Here is an 18368-nt window from a genome sequence, read left to right as displayed (position 1 = left end):
CACCTTTAGTTGTTCTCGGCGATGGAGCTGCGGACGGGGATGTGGGAGGAGAAACGCACCGGGCCGGCCTCCGCTTTTTCAGAGGCCGTGGCCGGACGGATTTGGCCCCGCTCGGGCACAAACATGATGGAATCGTCGGCTACTTCCGGGGCGTTGACAAAGGAACGGAAACGGCGCAGACGTTCGGGGTCGGCCAAGGTGGCAGCCCATTCGTCCTCGTAGTTGCCCACATGGGTGTTCATGGCAGCTTCCAGATCGGCGGCGATGCCCAACGAATCGTTGACCACCACATCCACCACGTGAGCCAATCCGCCGTCGAGCTCTTCCTGCCAACGGGCGGTGCGCTGCAGACGTTCGGCGGTGCGGATGTAGTACATGAGGTAGCGGTCGATGTAGCTGATGAGCGTTTCATCATCGAGGTCCTTGGCGAGCAGCTGGGCGTGTGCCGGGGTGGCTCCGCCGTTACCGCCCACATAGACGTTCCAGCCGTCGGCGGTGGCAATGACACCCACATCCTTGCCACGCGCCTCGGCGCACTCACGGGCGCAGCCGGACACGCCCAACTTGAACTTGTGCGGGCTGCGCAAACCGCGGTACCGCAGCTCCAATTTGATGGCCATGGCCACCGAATCCTGGACGCCGTAGCGGCACCAGGAGGAGCCCACGCAGGATTTAACGGTACGCAGCGACTTTCCGTACGCCTGCCCGGATTCCATACCGGCGTCCACCAGAATCTTCCAGATCTCCGGCAACTGCTCCAGCCGGGCGCCGAAGAGGTCAATCCGCTGGCCGCCGGTGATTTTCGTGTACAGGCCAAAGTCCTGGGCCACCTTGGCGATGACGGCCAGCTTGTCCGGGGTGATTTCCCCGCCCGGGATACGCGGCACCACCGAATAAGTACCGTCCTTTTGCATGTTGGCCAGCGCGCGGTCATTGGTGTCCTGCAGGGTGCCGCGGCCCTCATCGAGCACGTAGGCGCTGTTTTGGCTGGCCAGAATATTGGCGATGGTGGGCTTGCAAATATCGCAGCCACGCCCTGCCTTGGCCGTCTCATCCACGCCGAAGCGGGCCAGAATGTCGGGGAAACTGGTGAGTTCCAAGGCACGGACCGCCTCGAAGAGTTCCGGCCGAGACATCTCAAAGTGTTCACACAGGGCCTTGGACACCGTGATGCCGGACTTCTTCAGCTCACCCTCCATGAGCTTTTTTAGCAGCGGAACGCAGGAACCACATTGAGTTCCGGCGCGGGTGCAGGCCTTCAGGCCGGGCAGGTCCTGGACAGGTACGTTGCCGTCGCAGCTTCCACAGCCGTTGACGGCGTCGCGGACACTGCCGGCGGAGACGTTGTTGCATGAGCACAAGATGGCGTCGTCGGGAAGTTCGACGACGGGAGCGTCACCGCCGCCAGCTGCCGAAAGGAACGCCCCGGGTTCGCCCGGCAGTTCCCTGCCCAGGAGCGGGCGCAGGCTGGTGTAGGGGGAGGCGTCGCCAACGAAAATGCCGCCGAGGAGCGTTTTGGCATCGGCGCTGGTGACGATCTTTTGATACACGCCGCGGGCTGGATCGGCGTAGACCACTTCCAGGCTGTTCTCGGTGGTGGCGAAGGCGTCGCCGAAGCTGGCCACATCCACGCCGGCGAGCTTGAGTTTGGTGGCGGTGTCAAAGCCGGGGAAAGTGGCGCTGCCCCCGTGGAGCCTATCGGCGACAATTTCGGCCATGGTGTTGGCCGGGGCTACCAAACCCAGACACATGCCCTCATAGTTGGCCACCTCGCCAATGGCCCAGACGCCGGGCACGCTGGTGGCGCAACCGTCGGTGATGACTATGCCGCCGCGCGGGCCCAGCTCGAATCCGTGGTGGGCAACCCCGTCACTGTCGCGAGCCAACTCATCGCGCGGCCGTACGCCCACGGAAACCACCACGAGGTCTGCGGCAACAACCGAGTCATCGGCCATGAGCACTCCGGTGACCTGACCGTCGCGGTCCGTCTGAATAGCTTTGGGGTACTGGCCAATGGTGGCATTCATGCCCTTGGCGGCCACCAAACGGCCCAGGGCCTGGCCGGCGCCCTCGTCGAGCTGGGCGTTCATGAGCCAGCGCCCGCCGTTGATGACCACCGAATCCGCACCAAGCTTGATGAGTCCGGCCGCAGCCTCTAGACCGAGCAGTCCGCCGCCAATGACTGCCGTCTGCACCGTGCGGCCCAACTTCTCGCTCAGCGCGGCAACTTGCTGGTTCAACATCCAGACGTCGTCCAAGGTGCGGTACACATGAGTGTGTTCGGCACCAGGGATGCTCAAGCGCGTGGCGTCTGAGCCCGTAGCCAAGACCAACTCGTCATAGGGGTAGATGGTGAGTTCGCCGCAGTCCATGGTCTGCACGGTGCTCTGCTCGGGATTGATGCTGGCAACTTCAGCGCCGGTGACGAGCGTGACGGCGGGGTGATCCCACAGTGCTGCATCGCCCAGGGTGAGATCGGTGGAGACATCCGTGAGGGCCTGGCTCAGCGCCACCCTGTCATAGGGGATATGGACTTCCTCGGTGAGGACGGTGATGTGCCAGTCATTGCGGCCACGGGCATGCATAGCCTCGACAAAACGATGCGCGGCCGGCCCGCCGCCAACCACGACGATCTTGCGGAAGTCGGTGGCACTGCGGGCGGCGGTCTTTTGATCGCTTGGCTGCGTCATGTCTTTGGCCTTTCCTGGGGGCCCGGTGGAGGCGGCCTCGTGTTGTTGGCAGATGCGCCAGCACTCATGGATGGGCCTGGTGCCGGCACCAATGTGTATTCCCATGCTAGGAAAGGGCCATTGCTACGCCGTTTCGTCGATGTAACAGCCAGTTAACATAAGCCTCACGGGCCCCGGTATCGCGGCGGTGAGAGAGGTTTAACATTTCCGTTACCGGGGCGTCGGGCAGGGGAAACATGGCCGTTTTAGGGTTGATCTCAGTTGCCCGACCCGCAGCTTCTGGTCACCGAGCTGTGGGTTGGGTACCGCTCTCCAAGGCAAGCAACTTAAATCCCACTGGCCCCGAACAAAGGAACGCTCATGGAACAGCTCATGGAAATGCCCCGCACCGCTCAGGCTCAAGGCGCTCGCACCGCTCATGCAGCGCAGTGGTTTCCGGTGTGCAAGCTGCGCGATCTCGAAGACTCTTGGGGTGAAGCAGCGCTGATCAATGGTCAGCAAGTCGCGCTGTTCAGAGTCGGTGAAAACGACGTCTTTGCTGTGTCCCACGCCGACCCCGCCACCGCCTCTCATGTCATGGCCCGCGGTGTGGTTGGCTCCCGTGGCAGCACCTACACCATCGCCTCACCGCTGCACAAAGAGGTCTACTCTTTGGCAACGGGGGAGTGCTTCGGCCGGCCAGAACTATCCCTGGACACCTTCCCGGTACGCGTTGTGGCCGGCGGTATAGAGGTGGAGCTCTAGAGCTGGACCCACCGGATAGCCGCTGCTGCAACCCAGCAGGATTGACATGACACAGCTGGCTGGAGTTTGCGGCGTGAGCGTCTCACGGGTGGCGAATGGATACTCGGTGTAAGGGGGGAGAACAAAAAACGCCACGCATCCGAATGAACGCGGATGCGTGGCGTTATTCGCGCGGCTAGAGCTGCGGCTAACTGCTACAGATTTTCCAGCCCCAGGGCTGCCTTGACGTCAATTACCACCGCGGCCAGTGCACGTTGCGCCTCGTCGTGAGCTGCGCCGAGATGCTCCGCTCCTGTCACCGGAATGATGACTTCCAAGTAGCACTTAAGCTTCGGTTCGGTGCCGCTGGGGCGGATGATGACCCGGGTGCCGTTATCGCTCCAGTAGGCCAGAGCTTCCGTGGCAGGCAAGTTAATAGACCCCGTAGAGAGATCGGCGAGCTCGGCTACGGCGGAACCGTCAAAGTGTGCCGGCGGCTGGGCCCTAAGCCTGGACATCATGGCGTGAATATCTGAGATTTCCTCGACGCGGATGCTGATCTGGTTACTGACGTGGAGACCGTGAGCCAACGCCAAGTCATCCAAAACATCGAAAAGCGTCCGGCCAACCGCCTTGAGTGAGGCGGCCATTTCGGCCACCAAGAGCCCAGCCGAAATCCCGTCCTTGTCGCGTACCACCTCCGGTGCCACGCAGTAGCCCAAAGCTTCTTCGTAGCCGTAAGTCAGCGCCGGAACCCGCGAAATCCACTTGAAACCTGTCAAGGTGTGGACATATCCGTATCCGGCGGCTGTGGCGATCTTGTTCAGCAGTCGCGAGGAAACAATCGAGTTAGCAAAGACGGGGGTTCCCGTTGCGCCGGTTTCCGCTGTTCCGGCGCGCCCGCCCCTTGCGGCTATGTGCGCTCCGAGCAAGGCCCCCACCTGGTCTCCGTGGAGCTGATGCCACGTTCCGGTGGCGGGGTTCAGCGCACCCACAGCGACCCTGTCGGCGTCGGGATCGTTGGCCAAGACCAGATCGGCACCGACCTTTTCCGCCAAGGCAAAGGCTAGATCCATGGCGCCAGGCTCTTCCGGGTTGGGGAAGGAGACCGTGGGGAAGTCCGGGTCTGGGGCGGATTGTTCGGCAACGGCATGAACATCGGTGAACCCGGCGCTGTTGAGCACAGCCAAGGCCGTTTCATGCCCCACACCGTGCAGCGAGGTGTGGACAATGCGCAGCTCCCGCGCGGGGAAAGCAGTAGGATCCACGAGTGTGGCAACCGCGGTTTTGTACTCCTGAACCAGCGCGTCGCCCAGGACATGCCAACCCTTGTTGGCCATCTCGATGCCTGAAGTGTCGCCCATTTCCGCGGTGTTGGCGACGGTATCAATATGACCGGCGATCAAGGAATCGTGCGGCGCAACAATTTGCACGCCACGAGCCTCCGGAGCCACGGCCCGGCCGCCCAAGTACACCTTGTAGCCGTTGTCTTGGCGTGGATTGTGGCTAGCTGTCACCATGATGCCGGCTTCGCATTCCAGGGCACGCACGGCGTAAGCCAGCACCGGTGTTGGTAGCGGCGCCGGCATCAGGAACGTTTCAATACCAGCCGCGGCGAAAATGGCCGCTGTCTCTTGAGCAAAGGCCTCTGAATTGTAGCGGGCGTCAAATCCCACAACCGCCCTGGGCTGGTACCGCAGGGGAGAGGCGGAGGAGGATCCGGCGTCGAAAGTGTCCTTTTGCCCTTCCGGCTGGGCGTCCTCAGGCTCCACGGCCTCCTTGGCGAGGGCGAGCAAGTGTGCGGCCACACCGGCTGCGGCGCGGCGAACCACCACCTTGTTCATCCGGTTCGGGCCAGGCCCCATGGCGGCACGGAGCCCGGCCGTCCCAAACGTGAGATTGCCGGCAAAGCTGTCGGCCAACTCTGTGGGATCAGCCGGCGCGGCGGCGATCAACTCCAGCAGTTGTGCGGCAGTTGCCGGGTCCGGATCGTGGGCTGCCCACTGCACTCCGGCCGCCTGCAGGGCCGCAATCTCGAGTGCTGAGGCGGACTCGGATTGGTTCTCGTTTACATGTCTCACGAAACCAATGTAACCGCCCCGCTCGCGAACTCCTACAACTTTGCGATGATACCGGCCAACAAGGCGGAAATACGGGGGCCTGCGGCAGTGCCGGCCTCGATAACTTCACCGTGGCTGAGCGGGGTGGCGCTGATGCCGGCGGCGAGGTTGGTCACCAGGGAAATGCCGAATACTTCCATGCCCGCGGCGCGGGCGGCAATGGCCTCCAGTGCCGTTGACATGCCCACCAAATCGGCGCCGATGCGCTTGGCGTACTGCACCTCGGCAGGGGTTTCGTAATGCGGGCCGGTGAACTGGGCGTAGACGCCCTCATCGAGAGTGGAATCCACTTCGCGGGCCACGGCGCGCAGCCTGGCGGAGTACAGATCCGTCAGGTCCACAAACGTTGCGCCCTCGAGCGGGGAGGTAGCCGTCAAGTTGATGTGGTCGCTGATCAGTACTGGCGTGCCGGGGGTCCAGGCCTCGTTGAGCCCGCCGCAGCCGTTGGTCAGAACCATGGTGGTGGCGCCGGCAGCGGCGGCGGTGCGCACACCGTGGACCACGGCTCGCACGCCCTTGCCTTCGTAGAAGTGGGTGCGGGCGCCGAGGACCAAAACGTTCTTGCCACCGGGGGTGCGAATGGAGGTCAGCGTGGCCACGTGGCCCACAACGGCGGGGGCGGAAAAGCCCGGGACGTCAGCGGCATCCAGGACCGCTGTGACCTCGCCGATGAGGCCGGCCGCTTCGCCCCAGCCGGAGCCCAAAACCACGGCGATGTGGTGAGTTTGAACACCCGTGTGTTCGGCTATATAGGCGGCTGCCTCGCGTGCTAGCTGGCTGGGATCGGTCTGCTCTGCGGTGTTTTGAATAGTCACGGAACCAACATACCGGCCCTGTGTGCCTAAGCACAGTCCTGGTGGAACTTGGTGCATGGCGCGGCCTAGGGAAGAATGAATGTTTGTGACCAGTCAACAGGATGTATTCGCGCCCTTTTCCCTTCCAAGCCTTGCCATTCTTGGTGGTGGTCCCGGCGGCTACGAAGCCGCCATGGTGGCCGCGTCAATGGGAGCCGAGGTGACCATTGTGGAGCGCGCCGGACTGGGCGGTTCAGCCGTGCTGACGGACGTTGTCCCGTCCAAGTCGCTGATCGCCGTGGCCGAGGCCATGAACCGGAGCGTCGACTCCACCCAGCTGGGTGTCAGCTTCGAAGCGGCCGAGGGAAACCCCAAGACGATCATCAAGGCTGATCTGAAGCAGATCAACGAACGAGTGCTTCGTCTGGCCAAGGAACAGTCCGCTGACATCCGCCGCGGCCTGGAAGCCGTGGGCGTGAAGATTGTCATCGGCACCGGCCGTTTGCTGGACAACCGCACCATCGAAGTGGACCGCGGCGAGTCACGTGAGATCATCAAGGCCGATTCCATCCTGGTCTCCGTTGGTGCGCACCCCCGTGAACTTGCCACGGCTCAGCCCGACGGCGAACGCATCTTCAACTGGACCCAGATTTACGATTTGGACGAACTTCCCGAAGAGCTGATCGTGGTGGGTTCCGGTGTGACTGGCGCCGAATTCGCCTCCGCCTTCAACGGCTTGGGTTCCAAGGTCACCTTGATTTCCAGCCGCGACCAGGTTCTGCCCGGCGAGGACTCCGACGCCGCGGCCGTACTGGAAGATGTCTTCGCCCGCCGCGGACTGCGCGTGTTGTCCCAGTCGCGCGCCGAGGCCGTAGAACGCACGGCCGACGGCGTTGTGGTGACACTGGGCGACGGCTCCAAGGTCACCGGCACCCACTGCCTGGTCTGCGTTGGCTCCATCCCCAACACCACCGGCATTGGCCTGGAAGCTGCTGGCATTGAAGTCACCTCCAGCGGCCACATAAAGGTCGACGGCGTCTCCCGAACCAGCGCGCCGAACGTCTACGCTGCCGGTGACTGCACGGGCGTCTTTGCTCTGGCCTCCGTAGCTGCCATGCAGGGCCGCATCGCGGTCGCTCACATGGGTGGCGACGGTGTCCGCCCGCTGAAGCTGACGCAGGTTTCCTCCAACATTTTCACCTCACCGGAGATCGCTTCCGTGGGTGTCTCCGAAGCCGATCTGGCCTCGGGCAAGTACCAGGGCGATGTCATCAAGCTCTCCCTGGACACCAATGCTCGTGCCAAGATGCGTGGTGTCAATGATGGCTTCGTCAAGATCATCGCCCGCAAGGGTTCCGGAACGGTCATTGGCGGTGTGGTTGTGGGTGCTGGCGCCTGTGAACTCATCTTCCCGATCGCGCTGGCGGTGACTCAGAAGCTGCACGTGGATGACGTGGCCAACACGTTTACGGTGTACCCGTCCATGTCAGGCTCCATCTCAGAGGCTGCGCGCCGCCTGCACGTCCACATGTAGTTCATCCCGCGGCGCGAATCGACCCGTTGCGCTGATCGACCCGTGAGTTATGGTCGCTTAGAACGTTCTAAGCGACCATAACTCACGGGTCGATTCTGTTTTCTGCGGGGCTCCGTCTGACTCGATGGAGCGCAGGGGGCGGATGGGGTTGATTCAGGCCGCAGCCGGGACGAAATGGGCCTCGATGAGGGATTTCAGCTCTCCGTGGCAGCCGCCGCAGCCGGTTCCGGCGCGAGTGGTGGCCGAAAGCTCCGGCACTGTGGAGCAGCCGCCCGCCACCGCGGCCGTAATGCTCTCTTCTGTGACGCCGGCACAGCGGCACACCGTCCTTGCAGGGTCGGGCACCGCTACAGCACTGCTGTCCCCGTCCGAGCCATCCAAACGCAACAGTGCCGAACGGTCCGCCGGAAGCTCCGCGCCGCGTTCAAACAACAACGTCAGTTCCGCGCCCGCCCGGGGCATGCCGACACTCACAAAACCTGACAGCACACCGCCACGGGTACTCATTTTCACGTATTTCCCGTGCTCGGGGTCAGCCCACTGACTGACGGCCAAGCCGGGAATATCGTCAAACGGGCCGGCCGCAACATCACCAGCCGCTGCCACATCAACTCCGCGAGCCTTGAGCATGATGACCGCGGCACGCTCGGTAGGAAGCGGAACTCCAGGGCGCGGAGCTGCGGCCGCGGCGGAGCCGATCAGGAAAGCGGCGAGCCATTCCGCCTGCCGCCAACCCGGACCAATCAAGCCCAGTGGCCCCGAGCTGTCAGCGCACTCTGCGCACGATGCGTCCAAGCACCGCACCTCTGCGCAATCGCCCATGGCAAAGATGTTGGGATCGTGATGGGCCATGAGCTGGTGGTCCACCAAAATTCCCCGGTCCGTGGCCAGCCCGGCTCCAGCAGCCACCTCAATGCGCGGCCGCACGCCACAGGAGAGCAAGAGTAGCTCCCCGGCCACCATTGCCCCCGCATCCTGAAGCAACCCGGAGAAGGTGGGAACGCCGTCGGCTCCGGCACGCAATTCCACCCCGACAGCACGCGCCTGCGAGACCACGGCAATTCCCCTAGCCCGCAGTGCAGCCGCCACGGTGTGACCTGCGCCGGCGTCAATGCTGCGGCCCAGCGTGTGCGCCCCGTGATGGACCACCGTCACGTGGGCACCCTCGTCGCGAGCAGCCAGCGCGGCTTCCAAACCAAGAATTCCGCCGCCCAGCACCACCACGCGCTCGTGACGAACGACGGCGTTGCGCAGCACCGCGGCATCGGCCAGATCGCGCAGGGCGCTCACGCCATGGGGGAGCGGGACCCGTGCTGTGGGGTCCGGGTTGAGCCCGTGCAAGGTGGGAATTACAGGCCGTGCACCCGTGGCGAAGACCAGCTTGTCGTAGCCGATCCATGCACCGTCGGAGAGCAGGACTCCGCGGCGGGCACGATCCACGCGCCGGACCAGGACCCCCATGAGAACGTTCATTCCGGCAGCTCTCAGCTCTGCTGCATCTGAGACGGAAATGGCCTCCTCGGTGGTCCTGCCCACGCCCAGATCGGCGACCAGCACACGGTTGTAGGCTGCCGTGGGTTCCTCACCAATAATGGTCAGGGCCATCTCGCCGCGACGGACGCTGGGTAGCAATTCCTCGGCCAGGCGGGCCGCCACGGGTCCGTATCCTATGATCACTACGTGCTGGGGTGCCAAGCTCATGCGACCGCCTCCAATGCTGTGTCAAGTGATCCGGCTTGCTCCGATACCGCATCCGCGGGCGCATCTGCCGTCACGGTGACCGAGCTGGCCTTGAATTCCGGCATCCCGGAGAGGGGGTCCACCGCCGCGCTGGTGAGCAAGTTGGCGTTCTCCTCTGCGGGAAAATGGAAGGGGAGAAACACCGTATCGCTGCGAATGGCCCTGCTGAATGTGGCTGTGCACCGCACCGTTCCGCGCCCGTTCGCGATGGTGACACGTGCGCCGTCGAGAATTCCCCGCGACTGCGCAGCCAGCGGATGGATGAGCAGCTCAGCCCGCGGAGCGGCATCGGCCAAGGCCTGCACCCGCCGCGTCTGGGCACCGGATTGGTAGTGCTCCAACAACCGGCCGGTGACCGGGGCCAGCGTTGCTCCGGTGAACAGCGTGTCCCGGGCACTCCTGCTCGACGGCGTCACCGGCGTTAGCACGGCACGGCCGTCCGCATGGGCAAAACCCTCGAGGAAGAGCCGCGGCGTGCCCGCACTGCCGGCGGGGTAGGGCCAGTAAGCCTGCGCGCCGGCATCCAACATGGCGTAGTCAATGCCTGAATAATCGGCCAGCCCACCAGCGGAGGCGGCACGCAATTCGGTGAAGACCGTCTGCGGATCCGCACTGAAGCTCGACGGTGCATCGAGCCGGCGCGCCAGCTCCGACATGATCCACAGCTCCGAGCGCGCTCCCGCAGGAGGCGTTACGGCGGCCCGGCGGCGCAGCACCCGGCCCTCCAGATTCGTCATGGTGCCTTCCTCCTCAGCCCACTGCAGGACCGGCAGCACCAGATGGGCCTCCCGCGCGGTCTCCGACATGAAGAAATCGGCCACCACCAGGAAGTCCAGCTGGCGCAGACCCGCGAGCACCTCACTGGCGTTGGGCGCGGACACCGCTACATTGGCGCCGTGAATGAAGAAGGTGCGTACGCCGTCGGGCTTCCCCAGTGAGGCAAGAAGTTCGACGGCGGGCACGCCGGGACCGGGGATGTCCTCAGGTTCCACACCCCACACCTTGGCAACGTGGGCGCGGGCGGCGGGATCGGTGATTTTGCGGTAGCCGGGGAGCTGATCGGCCTTCTGGCCATGTTCGCGCCCGCCTTGACCGTTGCCCTGGCCGGTCAAGGTGCCGTAGCCGCTGGTGGACGAGCCGGGGAGTCCCAACAACAGGGCCAAGTTAATGGCGGCCGTGGCCGTGTCGGTGCCGTCCACATGCTGTTCCACGCCACGCCCAGTGAGGATGTAACTGCCGCCGCGCTGGGCGCCAGCCGCTAAGAGCCGGGCGGTTTCGCGCAGCTGTTGCACAGGCACGCCCGTGACCGATTGCACGCGTTCGGGCCACCAGGGGGCCACGCTGCGGGCCAGTGAATCGTAGCCGCGGGTGCGGTTGGTGATGAAGTCTTTGTTAGCTAGCCCGTCCTGAATGACGATGTGGCACAGGCCCAGTAGTAGCACCAGATCCGTGGCGGGAACGGGCGCCAGGTGCAGGCCGGCGCCGTCGGCCGTGAAATCTGCCGTGGCGGTGCGCCTCGGATCCACCACGATGAGCCCGCCAGCTGCCCGGGTCCCCGCCAGGTGCTGGACGAACGGAGGCATGGTCTCAGCAACGTTGGAGCCGAGCAGCAGAACGGTGTGGGCGTGATCAAGGTCTGCGAGAGGGAATGGTAAGCCGCGGTCAAGGCCGAACGCCCGGTTGCCGGCGGCCGCTGCCGAAGACATGCAAAAGCGGCCGTTGTAATCGATGCGGGAGGTGCCCAGGGCCAGGCGGGCAAACTTGCCCAACTGGTAAGCCTTCTCATTGGTCAGTCCGCCGCCGCCAAAAACTCCTACGGCATCTGCGCCGTGAGCGGCTCGAGTGCGCAGCACGTTTTCGGCAATCAGATCAAGAGCCTCCTCCCAGTCGATGGGGCGGTGCTGGCCGTCGGCTCCGCGGAGCAGGGGAGTGGTGACTCGGCTTGCATGGCCCAGCAGTGACGCCGAGGTCCAGCCCTTACGGCACAGCCCGCCACGATTGGTGGGGAAATCGCGGCCGGCAATGGTGGGCTCGGGGGCTCCCTCCGTCACTGTCATGGCACATTGCAAAGCACAGTAAGGACAGTGGGTGTCCGTCCCGACTCCAGCCCCGGCGGGACTGATCGACGGGGCGCGAAGGTGCGCATCCGGCGTCGTGCTGGTCTGTCCCAGAGCGGGACTGATCGAGGGGGCGTGAAGGTGCGCATCCGGCGTCGTGAGCGGCACTTTGGGTGCGGCAGTCATTACACGTTGCCCAACGAGGCGGCCGATGAACGGCGCAGATACACGGCCCAGGTCAGCGCCATAAGCACCAGGTAAGCGGCGACGAATCCGATGAAGGCGCCTTCGTAGCCACCGGTGGACTGGCGGGATGCGTTCAGGACCTGCGGGACCACGAATCCGCCATAGGCGCCAATCGCCGAGATGATGCCCAGGGCGGCCGAACCCTTGCGGGTGGCGCTCATGTGGCCGGCGCCGGAAGCATCTGTTGAGGCCTTGGCACGGAGGGCAAACACCATGGGAATCATGCGGTAGGTGGAGCCATTACCGGCACCGGCTGCGGCGAAGAGCACCAGGAAGAGGATGAGGAAGAGCGGGAAGCTGCCCAGCGGGAGGGTGAGGACCTGGATCATGGCGGCCAGGGCCAGCACGCCGAAGCAGGCGACGGTGACGCGGGCGCCACCCCAACGGTCGGCCAGCTTGCCGCCGTAGGGCCGGGCGAGTGAGCCGATCAGGGCACCCAGGAACGCCAGTGAGATGATGGCGGGGCCCAGTTTCAGTCCCACGCCGGGGCCGAAGGAGTCCATGATCAGCTTCGGGAAAACGGCCGAGAAGCCGATGAAGGAACCGAAGGTGCCAATGTAGAGCAGCGCCAAAATCCAGAGGTGCGGTTCGCGGAGGGATGCGAGGGAGCCGGCAATATCGGACTTGGCGCTGGAGAGGTTGTCCATGTACTTCCAGGCGCCCCACGCGGCGATCAGGATCAGTGGGACCCACATGAGTCCGGCCAGCGGGAGCCCTAGTGTGCCAGCGGCCAGCAAGGTCACTGCCACAGGCACCATGAACTGTGCGACGGCGGCACCTAAGTTTCCGCCGGCTGCGTTCAGTCCCAGCGCCCAACCCTTTTCGCGGGCGGGGTAGAAGTAAGTGATGTTGGCCATCGAGGAGGCGAAGTTGCCGCCACCCAGGCCGGCGAGAGCGGCCACAACGAGCATGGTGCCGAACGGGGTCTCCGGGTTACCCAGGCACCACGCCATACCCAGCGTGGGGATCAGCAGCAGGAGGGCGGAGACGATGGTCCAGTTACGCCCGCCGAATTTGGCCACTATGAAGGTGTAGGGAATGCGAAGCGTGGCTCCCACGAGGGAGGGGATGGAAATGAGCCAGAAGAGTTCCCCGGAACTGAAGGTGAAGCCAGCCGATGGCAGGAAAACCACCACGATGGACCATAGTTGCCACACCACAAAGCCGAGGAATTCGCACGCAATGGACCAGGCGAGGTTTCGTTTGGCAATTGCACGCCCCACACTGTTCCATTGCCCAGTATCCTCGGCGTTCCAGTGGTGCAGCCACCGGCCGCGGGAACTACTCAGTGCTACTCCGGTGTCCGTTGCTGTGGTCTTGCTCGTGCTGGTACTCATCTGTTCAGCAGTCATGACAAACCTCCCGGTCGCTGTGGTGACTGTGCACTCTTGTGGCGAATGCAGTGTCTTCAATGCTTGTGAGTCCTACGTTAGAGAAGTGGAGTTTCCGGGCCGGTCACGGGGTGTGAAATCGTTGTGACGTTTACCTAACAGCAGCTCAGGGGCACGGTTAGGTAGAATTGTGAGCCACTGCTGCACTACTTCGGATGGTCCACATGATGGTGTGATTGTCCAACAGGTGGACACTGGGAGTATCCTTTGAAGTCGCAGAGTGAAATATTGTCGTTTTGCCACCATGGTTGTTGACTTGCCTTTGAGTGCGTGGGATACGCCCGCAAGGCCTGTTTGAGCTGTGAGTGGCAAGACACCTGAGAGAAAGCCGAGCCATGAGCTCTTCCAAAATCACGGCGGCCGCGGAGACTGCTCCGGTCAACAGCCGCGGCAGGGTCATTGTGGCCAGCCTTATCGGAACCACCATCGAGTTTTACGATTTCTACGTTTACGCAACGGCTGCAGTGCTGGTTTTCCCCGCACTGTTCTTCCCCAACGCGGATGCTGCAACGGCGCTACTGAGTTCGTTCGCCATTTTCGGTGTGGCGTTCGTTGCCCGCCCGTTGGGTTCCATTGTGTTTGGCCACTTCGGCGACAAAGTGGGCCGCAAGGGAACGCTCGTGGCGTCCCTGCTGACCATGGGTGTTGCCACCTTCCTGATCGGCTGCCTTCCGACGGCGCTCGTGCCCGGTTGGACGTTCTGGGCGCCGGCACTGCTGGTGGTCATGCGGTTTATGCAGGGTCTTGCCCTCGGTGGCGAATGGAGTGGTGCAGCACTGCTGGCCACCGAGAACGCTCCGGAAGGCAAGCGCGCTATCTGGGGAACCTTCCCGCAGCTGGGTGCACCCATCGGCTTTATCCTCGCCAACGGCATCTTCCTGTGGCTCAGCCTCGGCATGAGCACGGAGCAGTTCCAAGCGTGGGGCTGGCGCATTCCGTTCCTCCTCAGTGCCGTCATGGTCATCATTGGCCTGTACGTCCGGCTGAAGCTGGTTGAAACCCCCGCGTTCCAGAAGGTTATCGACCAGGGTGAAGTGTCCAAGCTCCCCGTGGGCCGCGTCTTCAAGACCAGCTGGCGCCCCCTGATCCTGGGTACGTTCGTCATGCTGGCCACCTATGTGCTCTTCTACCTGATGACTACCTTCACACTGTCCTACGGCACCACCCCGGCCACCATCGAAGCAGCCAAGGCCAAGGCCGAGGCTGCGGGTAAGCCGATGAGTGCCGACGCCGTTGCCAACTGGGTCGCCGGACTGGGCTACACGCGCAACGAATTCCTGGTCATGCTCATCATCGGTGTGGTGTTCTTCGGTATCTTCACGCTGGTCTCCGGACCTTTGGCGGAGAAGTATGGCCGCCGCAAGTCCCTGCTGTGGATCACTGCCGGGATCCTGGTCTTCGGATTCACGTTCGTACCGCTGTTCGGTGCGGGCACCGCAGGTGTCATGACGCTGCTCATTGTGGGCTTCTCGCTGATGGGCCTGACCTTTGGTCCCATGGGGGCACTGCTGCCGGAATTGTTCCCCACTAACGTGCGGTACACCGGCTCAGCCATCAGCTACAACATGTCCAGCATCCTTGGTGCTGCCGTGGCTCCGTTCATTGCCGTGGCTCTCTGGCAGACAGCCGACGGAAGCCCCGTTCTGGTGGGTATCTACCTGTCCTCGATGGCAGTGCTGACGCTGATCGCCCTCTTCATCATGAAGGAAACTCGCGACCTGGACTACACCTCCAACGTCAGCTAGTCCCCACTTGCCGGCCTATAAATCGCTGACGCGATTTCTAGGAACCTGGCAAGCGTGGGCCCAGCACCCACACCCAACTAAAGGCCTCGATGGTCTCAACCGCTGCAGCGGTTGAGACCATCGAGGCCATTTTTGGGTCGCCAGCTCCATCGGCAAATGTCTTAAACCCATAACAATGTCCGAAGAGTACAGTAAATCAGCTGATGCGATTCGCCATACGTTAACGTTGCTTCATGACTACCTCACCCGCAGGCGGGGGCGGAAAAGCCGCTCCAGCCCCTCGAGAGACATTCTCCTCGCGAAAACTCTTCATCCTCTCAGCCATCGGATCCGCCGTTGGACTGGGCAACATCTGGCGATTCCCTTATGTCGCCTATGAAAATGGTGGCGGCGCTTTCCTGATTCCCTATCTGGTTGCACTGCTGTGCGCCGGTATCCCGCTATTGTTCCTTGACTACTCGATTGGCCACCGCTTCCGCGGCTCGGCACCCCTGTCCTACCGCCGCTTGCACCGTGCGGCGGAGCCCATCGGTTGGTGGCAGGTATTGATCTGCTTCGTCATTGCCATCTACTACGCCGCGATCATTGCCTGGGCGGCCATGTATACGTGGTTCTCGGTCACGAAAGCCTGGGGCGACGACGCCGAAGGCTTCTTCTTCGGAGACTACCTGCAGTCAGCCGATCAGGCCGGCTTGTCCTTTGAATTCGTCTCCAATGTCTTCTTCCCCATGCTGGCAGTCTGGGTTGTGGCCATTGTGATCATGGTGGCCGGCGTTAACAAGGGCATCTCACGCGCCAACGCCGTGTTCTTGCCGCTGTTGGTGATCATGTTCGTGATCCTTGTGGTGCAGTCACTGTTCCTTGACGGGGCCATGGTGGGCTTGAACGCCTTCTTCACCCCGGAATGGTCTGCCCTGCAGAACCCGAGCGTCTGGGCAGCTGCCTTTGGCCACATCTTCTTCTCCCTTTCGGTGGCCTTTGGCATCATGGTCACTTACTCTTCCTACCTCAAGCGCAAGACCGACTTGACCGGTTCGGGCATGGTTGTAGCGTTCGCCAACTCCGGATTCGAGATCCTCGCCGGTATTGGCGTTTTCGCAGCTCTGGGCTTCATGTCAGTGACCTCCGGAAAACCCGTGGATGAGGTGGCCTCCGGTGGCATCGGGCTGGCTTTCGTGGCCTTCCCAACTATCGTTTCCGAAGCACCTTTTGGGGCGGTGCTGGGCGTCATGTTCTTTGGATCTCTAGTCTTTGCCGGATTGACCTCGCTGATATCCATTCTCGAAGTCATCGTTGCGGCCTTCCAAGACAAACTTGGGTGGAGCCGTAAGAGTGCCACCTTGATTGTCACCATCCCGATAGCTGTGATCTCACTGGTCCTGTTCCCGACCACCACCGGTATCCACTTGCTGGATACCTCTGACGCGTTCGTGAACCAGTTCGGCATTCTGGCCTGTGCACTTGTCGCCGTCATCGTGATCTCTGCCGGGCTCAGCAGCCTCCCGCGACTCCAGCAGCACCTGAACCGGACCTCCACCATCAAGATGGGTACTGGCTGGCGCATTGTTGTCGGTGGCATCGTGCCGGTGGCCCTGGGCTACATGCTCATCAATGAGATCCAGACCAAGAGCTCCGAACAGTACTCAGGCTACCCAGCCTGGTTCAACGGTGTCTTCGGCTGGGGTATGGCTGGTGCGCTGATTGTGGGCGCCGTGCTGCTCTCGCTGATCCCTTGGAGCGAGAAATCCAAGCTCAAGGATCCCGAATATGAAGCGTTCAATGCCGCCGCGGAACTTGAGGGCGACGTGGACAACAACATCAAGGAGTTGAAGTCATGACCCCGGTAGCCATCACCATGATGATCATTGCCATGTTGACTGTGTGGGGCGGTTTGGCCCTGTCCATGTGGAACCTCGCGCGTCACCCGGAAGACGAAGACGAGCTTCCCGGCCCCGAGGAAATGCCGCACGAACTCTAGCTTTAACCGCTGAAGTACGACGTCGGGAGGTGACCTTTTAGTGAAAGGGCACCTCCCGACGTCGTACTTTTTATGGCTTGTCTAAACAGAGGCACAAAGTTCGCAAGTGCCCAACGGTTTGATTTCCGCACGACAGCAGCGAGGCCATTTTCCTTGTCGCTTCCGGATGGCTACGGCAGTCTAAAAGCTGAATGAGATCATTGGTTAGTTCGCCGAGCTGGGCTGCGCCCACCATCAAGGCCGAACTTCGCAGACTCAGAGCTGAATCCAGTGCGTCCGCATTGTTGCCGGAAACAATGGCGGTATAAATGCGGTCAAAACGCTGGGGCCACATTTCTATATACTGGCTCACAAAGCTTCGAGTTAGATGCCTTTCGCCACCTAAGGATTCTTCCAATTCCAGGAGAGTCTCGATGCAGACTAGCGGCGCCGTGGCATTGACCATCTGCTCCCTGTACCTCCGGACCGTTCAATCGTGCGGCGGGTTACCTGCTGTCAGTCCTAACCATAACCGGCAAAGAGTCTGGCATGGCCAGTTTTTGCCTCAGTAGCAGCGACTTGAGTGAAGCTTAAGTTACCGGACACTCTTCACGATTTGAGCTAGCCGTTTGGGTAGGAAAACGATGTCTCAATGGCAGATCTTGAGCATTCCTTGAGAGTCAGGGTTGGCCTTTGAATCTTGAGCTTTTCTTGTCGGAATCTTCCCGGTTTTTAGGGCCCTTTCTTGAGCGGGTGACGGCATTGTTGTTCTCATCGGCAGGATCACTTGCTGAAAAGAACTTGAACAAGGGGTCTCGCAATGAACAAGATGGCTAAAGGCGTAATCACAACCGGTGTTGGCATCGTCCTGCTGGTAGGCGGCGGCGGAACACTGGCCACCTGGAATCAGGCACAGAGTGCTTCCATGGGAAAAGTTGTTGCCGGCGATTTGAACTTGGTTCCTGCCAGCGCAGGGGTGTGGACCAACGCCTCTGGCACCGTGGTCAACGTTGCCAATTACAAGGTAGTTCCCGGAGACACCTTGAGCTATTCGCAGCCGCTGAACCTCACTCTTGCTGGTGATTTGATGGTTGCTCATCTGGCCGTAACGGGAGCCTCCGCTGCAGACGGTTTCGGTACCAACGCAACGGTATCGGCCACCACGCTGACCAAGAGTGACAGCAAGGTTGTTGCTGCGACGGCTGATCTGCATCCAGCAGATAGCGGAGTTGTGACGGCCTCCACCACCTTTACGTTCAACAAATCAACCACGGGCCGCGATGCTGCTTCAGCGTCAGTTGACCTCAGTGGCATTGGTTACTCGCTGGTACAGCAAGCCCCTGTGGATACCAACAACAAGTAACCCCAGTC

13 protein-coding genes are annotated in these 18368 nt (G+C 62.2%); 6 read left to right on the top strand and 7 right to left on the bottom strand.

Annotated elements, in window-relative coordinates:
- Window positions 1-5 precede the first annotated feature (5 nt).
- On the bottom strand, window positions 6-2690 hold the full coding sequence (gene nirB / locus AS189_RS16330) for a nitrite reductase large subunit NirB (RefSeq protein ID WP_062291217.1): 2685 nt from the start codon (window positions 2688-2690) through the stop codon (window positions 6-8).
- Window positions 2691-3050: 360 nt separating this feature from the next.
- Here nirB and nirD point away from each other — a divergent pair, with 360 nt between their 5' ends.
- Window positions 3051-3434 carry a nitrite reductase small subunit NirD gene (gene nirD, locus AS189_RS16325; RefSeq protein ID WP_082634381.1) on the top strand — a complete coding sequence of 128 codons (384 nt, stop codon included), beginning with the start codon at window positions 3051-3053 and terminating at the stop codon, window positions 3432-3434.
- A 194-nt stretch (window positions 3435-3628) separates the two neighbouring features.
- Here the strand turns inward: nirD and AS189_RS16320 are convergent, their stop codons facing one another.
- Both AS189_RS16320 and AS189_RS16315 read right to left on the bottom strand, forming a co-directional pair.
- Window positions 3629-5494, bottom strand: a complete 1866-nt coding sequence (locus tag AS189_RS16320) for a phospho-sugar mutase (protein WP_424580766.1) — start codon at window positions 5492-5494, stop codon at window positions 3629-3631.
- A gap of 32 nt (window positions 5495-5526) precedes the next feature.
- Complete coding sequence (locus tag AS189_RS16315) at window positions 5527-6342, bottom strand: purine-nucleoside phosphorylase (RefSeq protein WP_062293901.1); 816 nt, start codon at window positions 6340-6342, stop codon at window positions 5527-5529.
- A gap of 85 nt (window positions 6343-6427) precedes the next feature.
- Between AS189_RS16315 and AS189_RS16310 the strand changes: the two genes are divergently transcribed.
- A complete protein-coding gene (locus AS189_RS16310) occupies window positions 6428-7861 on the top strand; it encodes an NAD(P)H-quinone dehydrogenase (RefSeq protein WP_129587313.1) in 1434 nt (477 codons plus the stop codon).
- 153 nt (window positions 7862-8014) lie between these two features.
- Here the strand turns inward: AS189_RS16310 and AS189_RS16305 are convergent, their stop codons facing one another.
- The 3 genes from AS189_RS16305 to AS189_RS16295 are packed head-to-tail and all read right to left on the bottom strand — an operon-like array spanning window position 8015 to window position 13256.
- Entirely contained in the window at window positions 8015-9562 is a 1548-nt protein-coding gene (locus AS189_RS16305; protein WP_062291213.1) for an FAD-dependent oxidoreductase, read from the bottom strand.
- The gene (locus AS189_RS16300; protein ID WP_082634379.1) at window positions 9559-11844 is read right to left on the bottom strand and encodes a molybdopterin oxidoreductase family protein; all 2286 of its coding nucleotides are present in this window, start codon (window positions 11842-11844) and stop codon (window positions 9559-9561) included. Before AS189_RS16300 ends, AS189_RS16305 begins: the two co-directional genes overlap by 4 nt.
- The gene (locus tag AS189_RS16295) at window positions 11844-13256 is read right to left on the bottom strand and encodes an MFS transporter (RefSeq protein WP_062291207.1); all 1413 of its coding nucleotides are present in this window, start codon (window positions 13254-13256) and stop codon (window positions 11844-11846) included. Before AS189_RS16295 ends, AS189_RS16300 begins: the two co-directional genes overlap by 1 nt.
- A gap of 374 nt (window positions 13257-13630) precedes the next feature.
- Here AS189_RS16295 and AS189_RS16290 point away from each other — a divergent pair, with 374 nt between their 5' ends.
- The 3 genes from AS189_RS16290 to AS189_RS19640 all read left to right on the top strand — a co-directional run bounded on the left by AS189_RS16290 (window position 13631) and on the right by AS189_RS19640 (window position 17018).
- Window positions 13631-15040 carry an MFS transporter gene (locus tag AS189_RS16290; RefSeq protein WP_062291204.1) on the top strand — a complete coding sequence of 470 codons (1410 nt, stop codon included), beginning with the start codon at window positions 13631-13633 and terminating at the stop codon, window positions 15038-15040.
- Between the two features lie 233 nt (window positions 15041-15273).
- Window positions 15274-16878 carry a sodium-dependent transporter gene (locus tag AS189_RS16285; RefSeq protein WP_062291202.1) on the top strand — a complete coding sequence of 535 codons (1605 nt, stop codon included), beginning with the start codon at window positions 15274-15276 and terminating at the stop codon, window positions 16876-16878.
- Complete coding sequence (locus AS189_RS19640) at window positions 16875-17018, top strand: methionine/alanine import family NSS transporter small subunit (protein WP_082634378.1); 144 nt, start codon at window positions 16875-16877, stop codon at window positions 17016-17018. Before AS189_RS16285 ends, AS189_RS19640 begins: the two co-directional genes overlap by 4 nt.
- A gap of 70 nt (window positions 17019-17088) precedes the next feature.
- Here AS189_RS19640 and AS189_RS16280 read toward each other — a convergent pair whose 3' ends face one another.
- Window positions 17089-17463: an Hpt domain-containing protein gene (locus tag AS189_RS16280; RefSeq protein ID WP_062291200.1), complete on the bottom strand. Its 375-nt coding sequence runs from the start codon at window positions 17461-17463 to the stop codon at window positions 17089-17091.
- A 354-nt stretch (window positions 17464-17817) separates the two neighbouring features.
- Between AS189_RS16280 and AS189_RS16275 the strand changes: the two genes are divergently transcribed.
- Window positions 17818-18360, top strand: coding sequence for an alternate-type signal peptide domain-containing protein (locus tag AS189_RS16275; RefSeq protein WP_062291197.1), 543 nt, complete (start codon window positions 17818-17820; stop codon window positions 18358-18360).
- The last annotated feature ends 8 nt before the right edge of the window (window positions 18361-18368 follow it).

Source organism: Arthrobacter alpinus (assembly GCF_001445575.1).
GTDB classification, from domain to species: domain Bacteria; phylum Actinomycetota; class Actinomycetes; order Actinomycetales; family Micrococcaceae; genus Specibacter; species Specibacter alpinus_C.
This window is presented reverse-complemented; position numbering and strand designations above follow the sequence as displayed.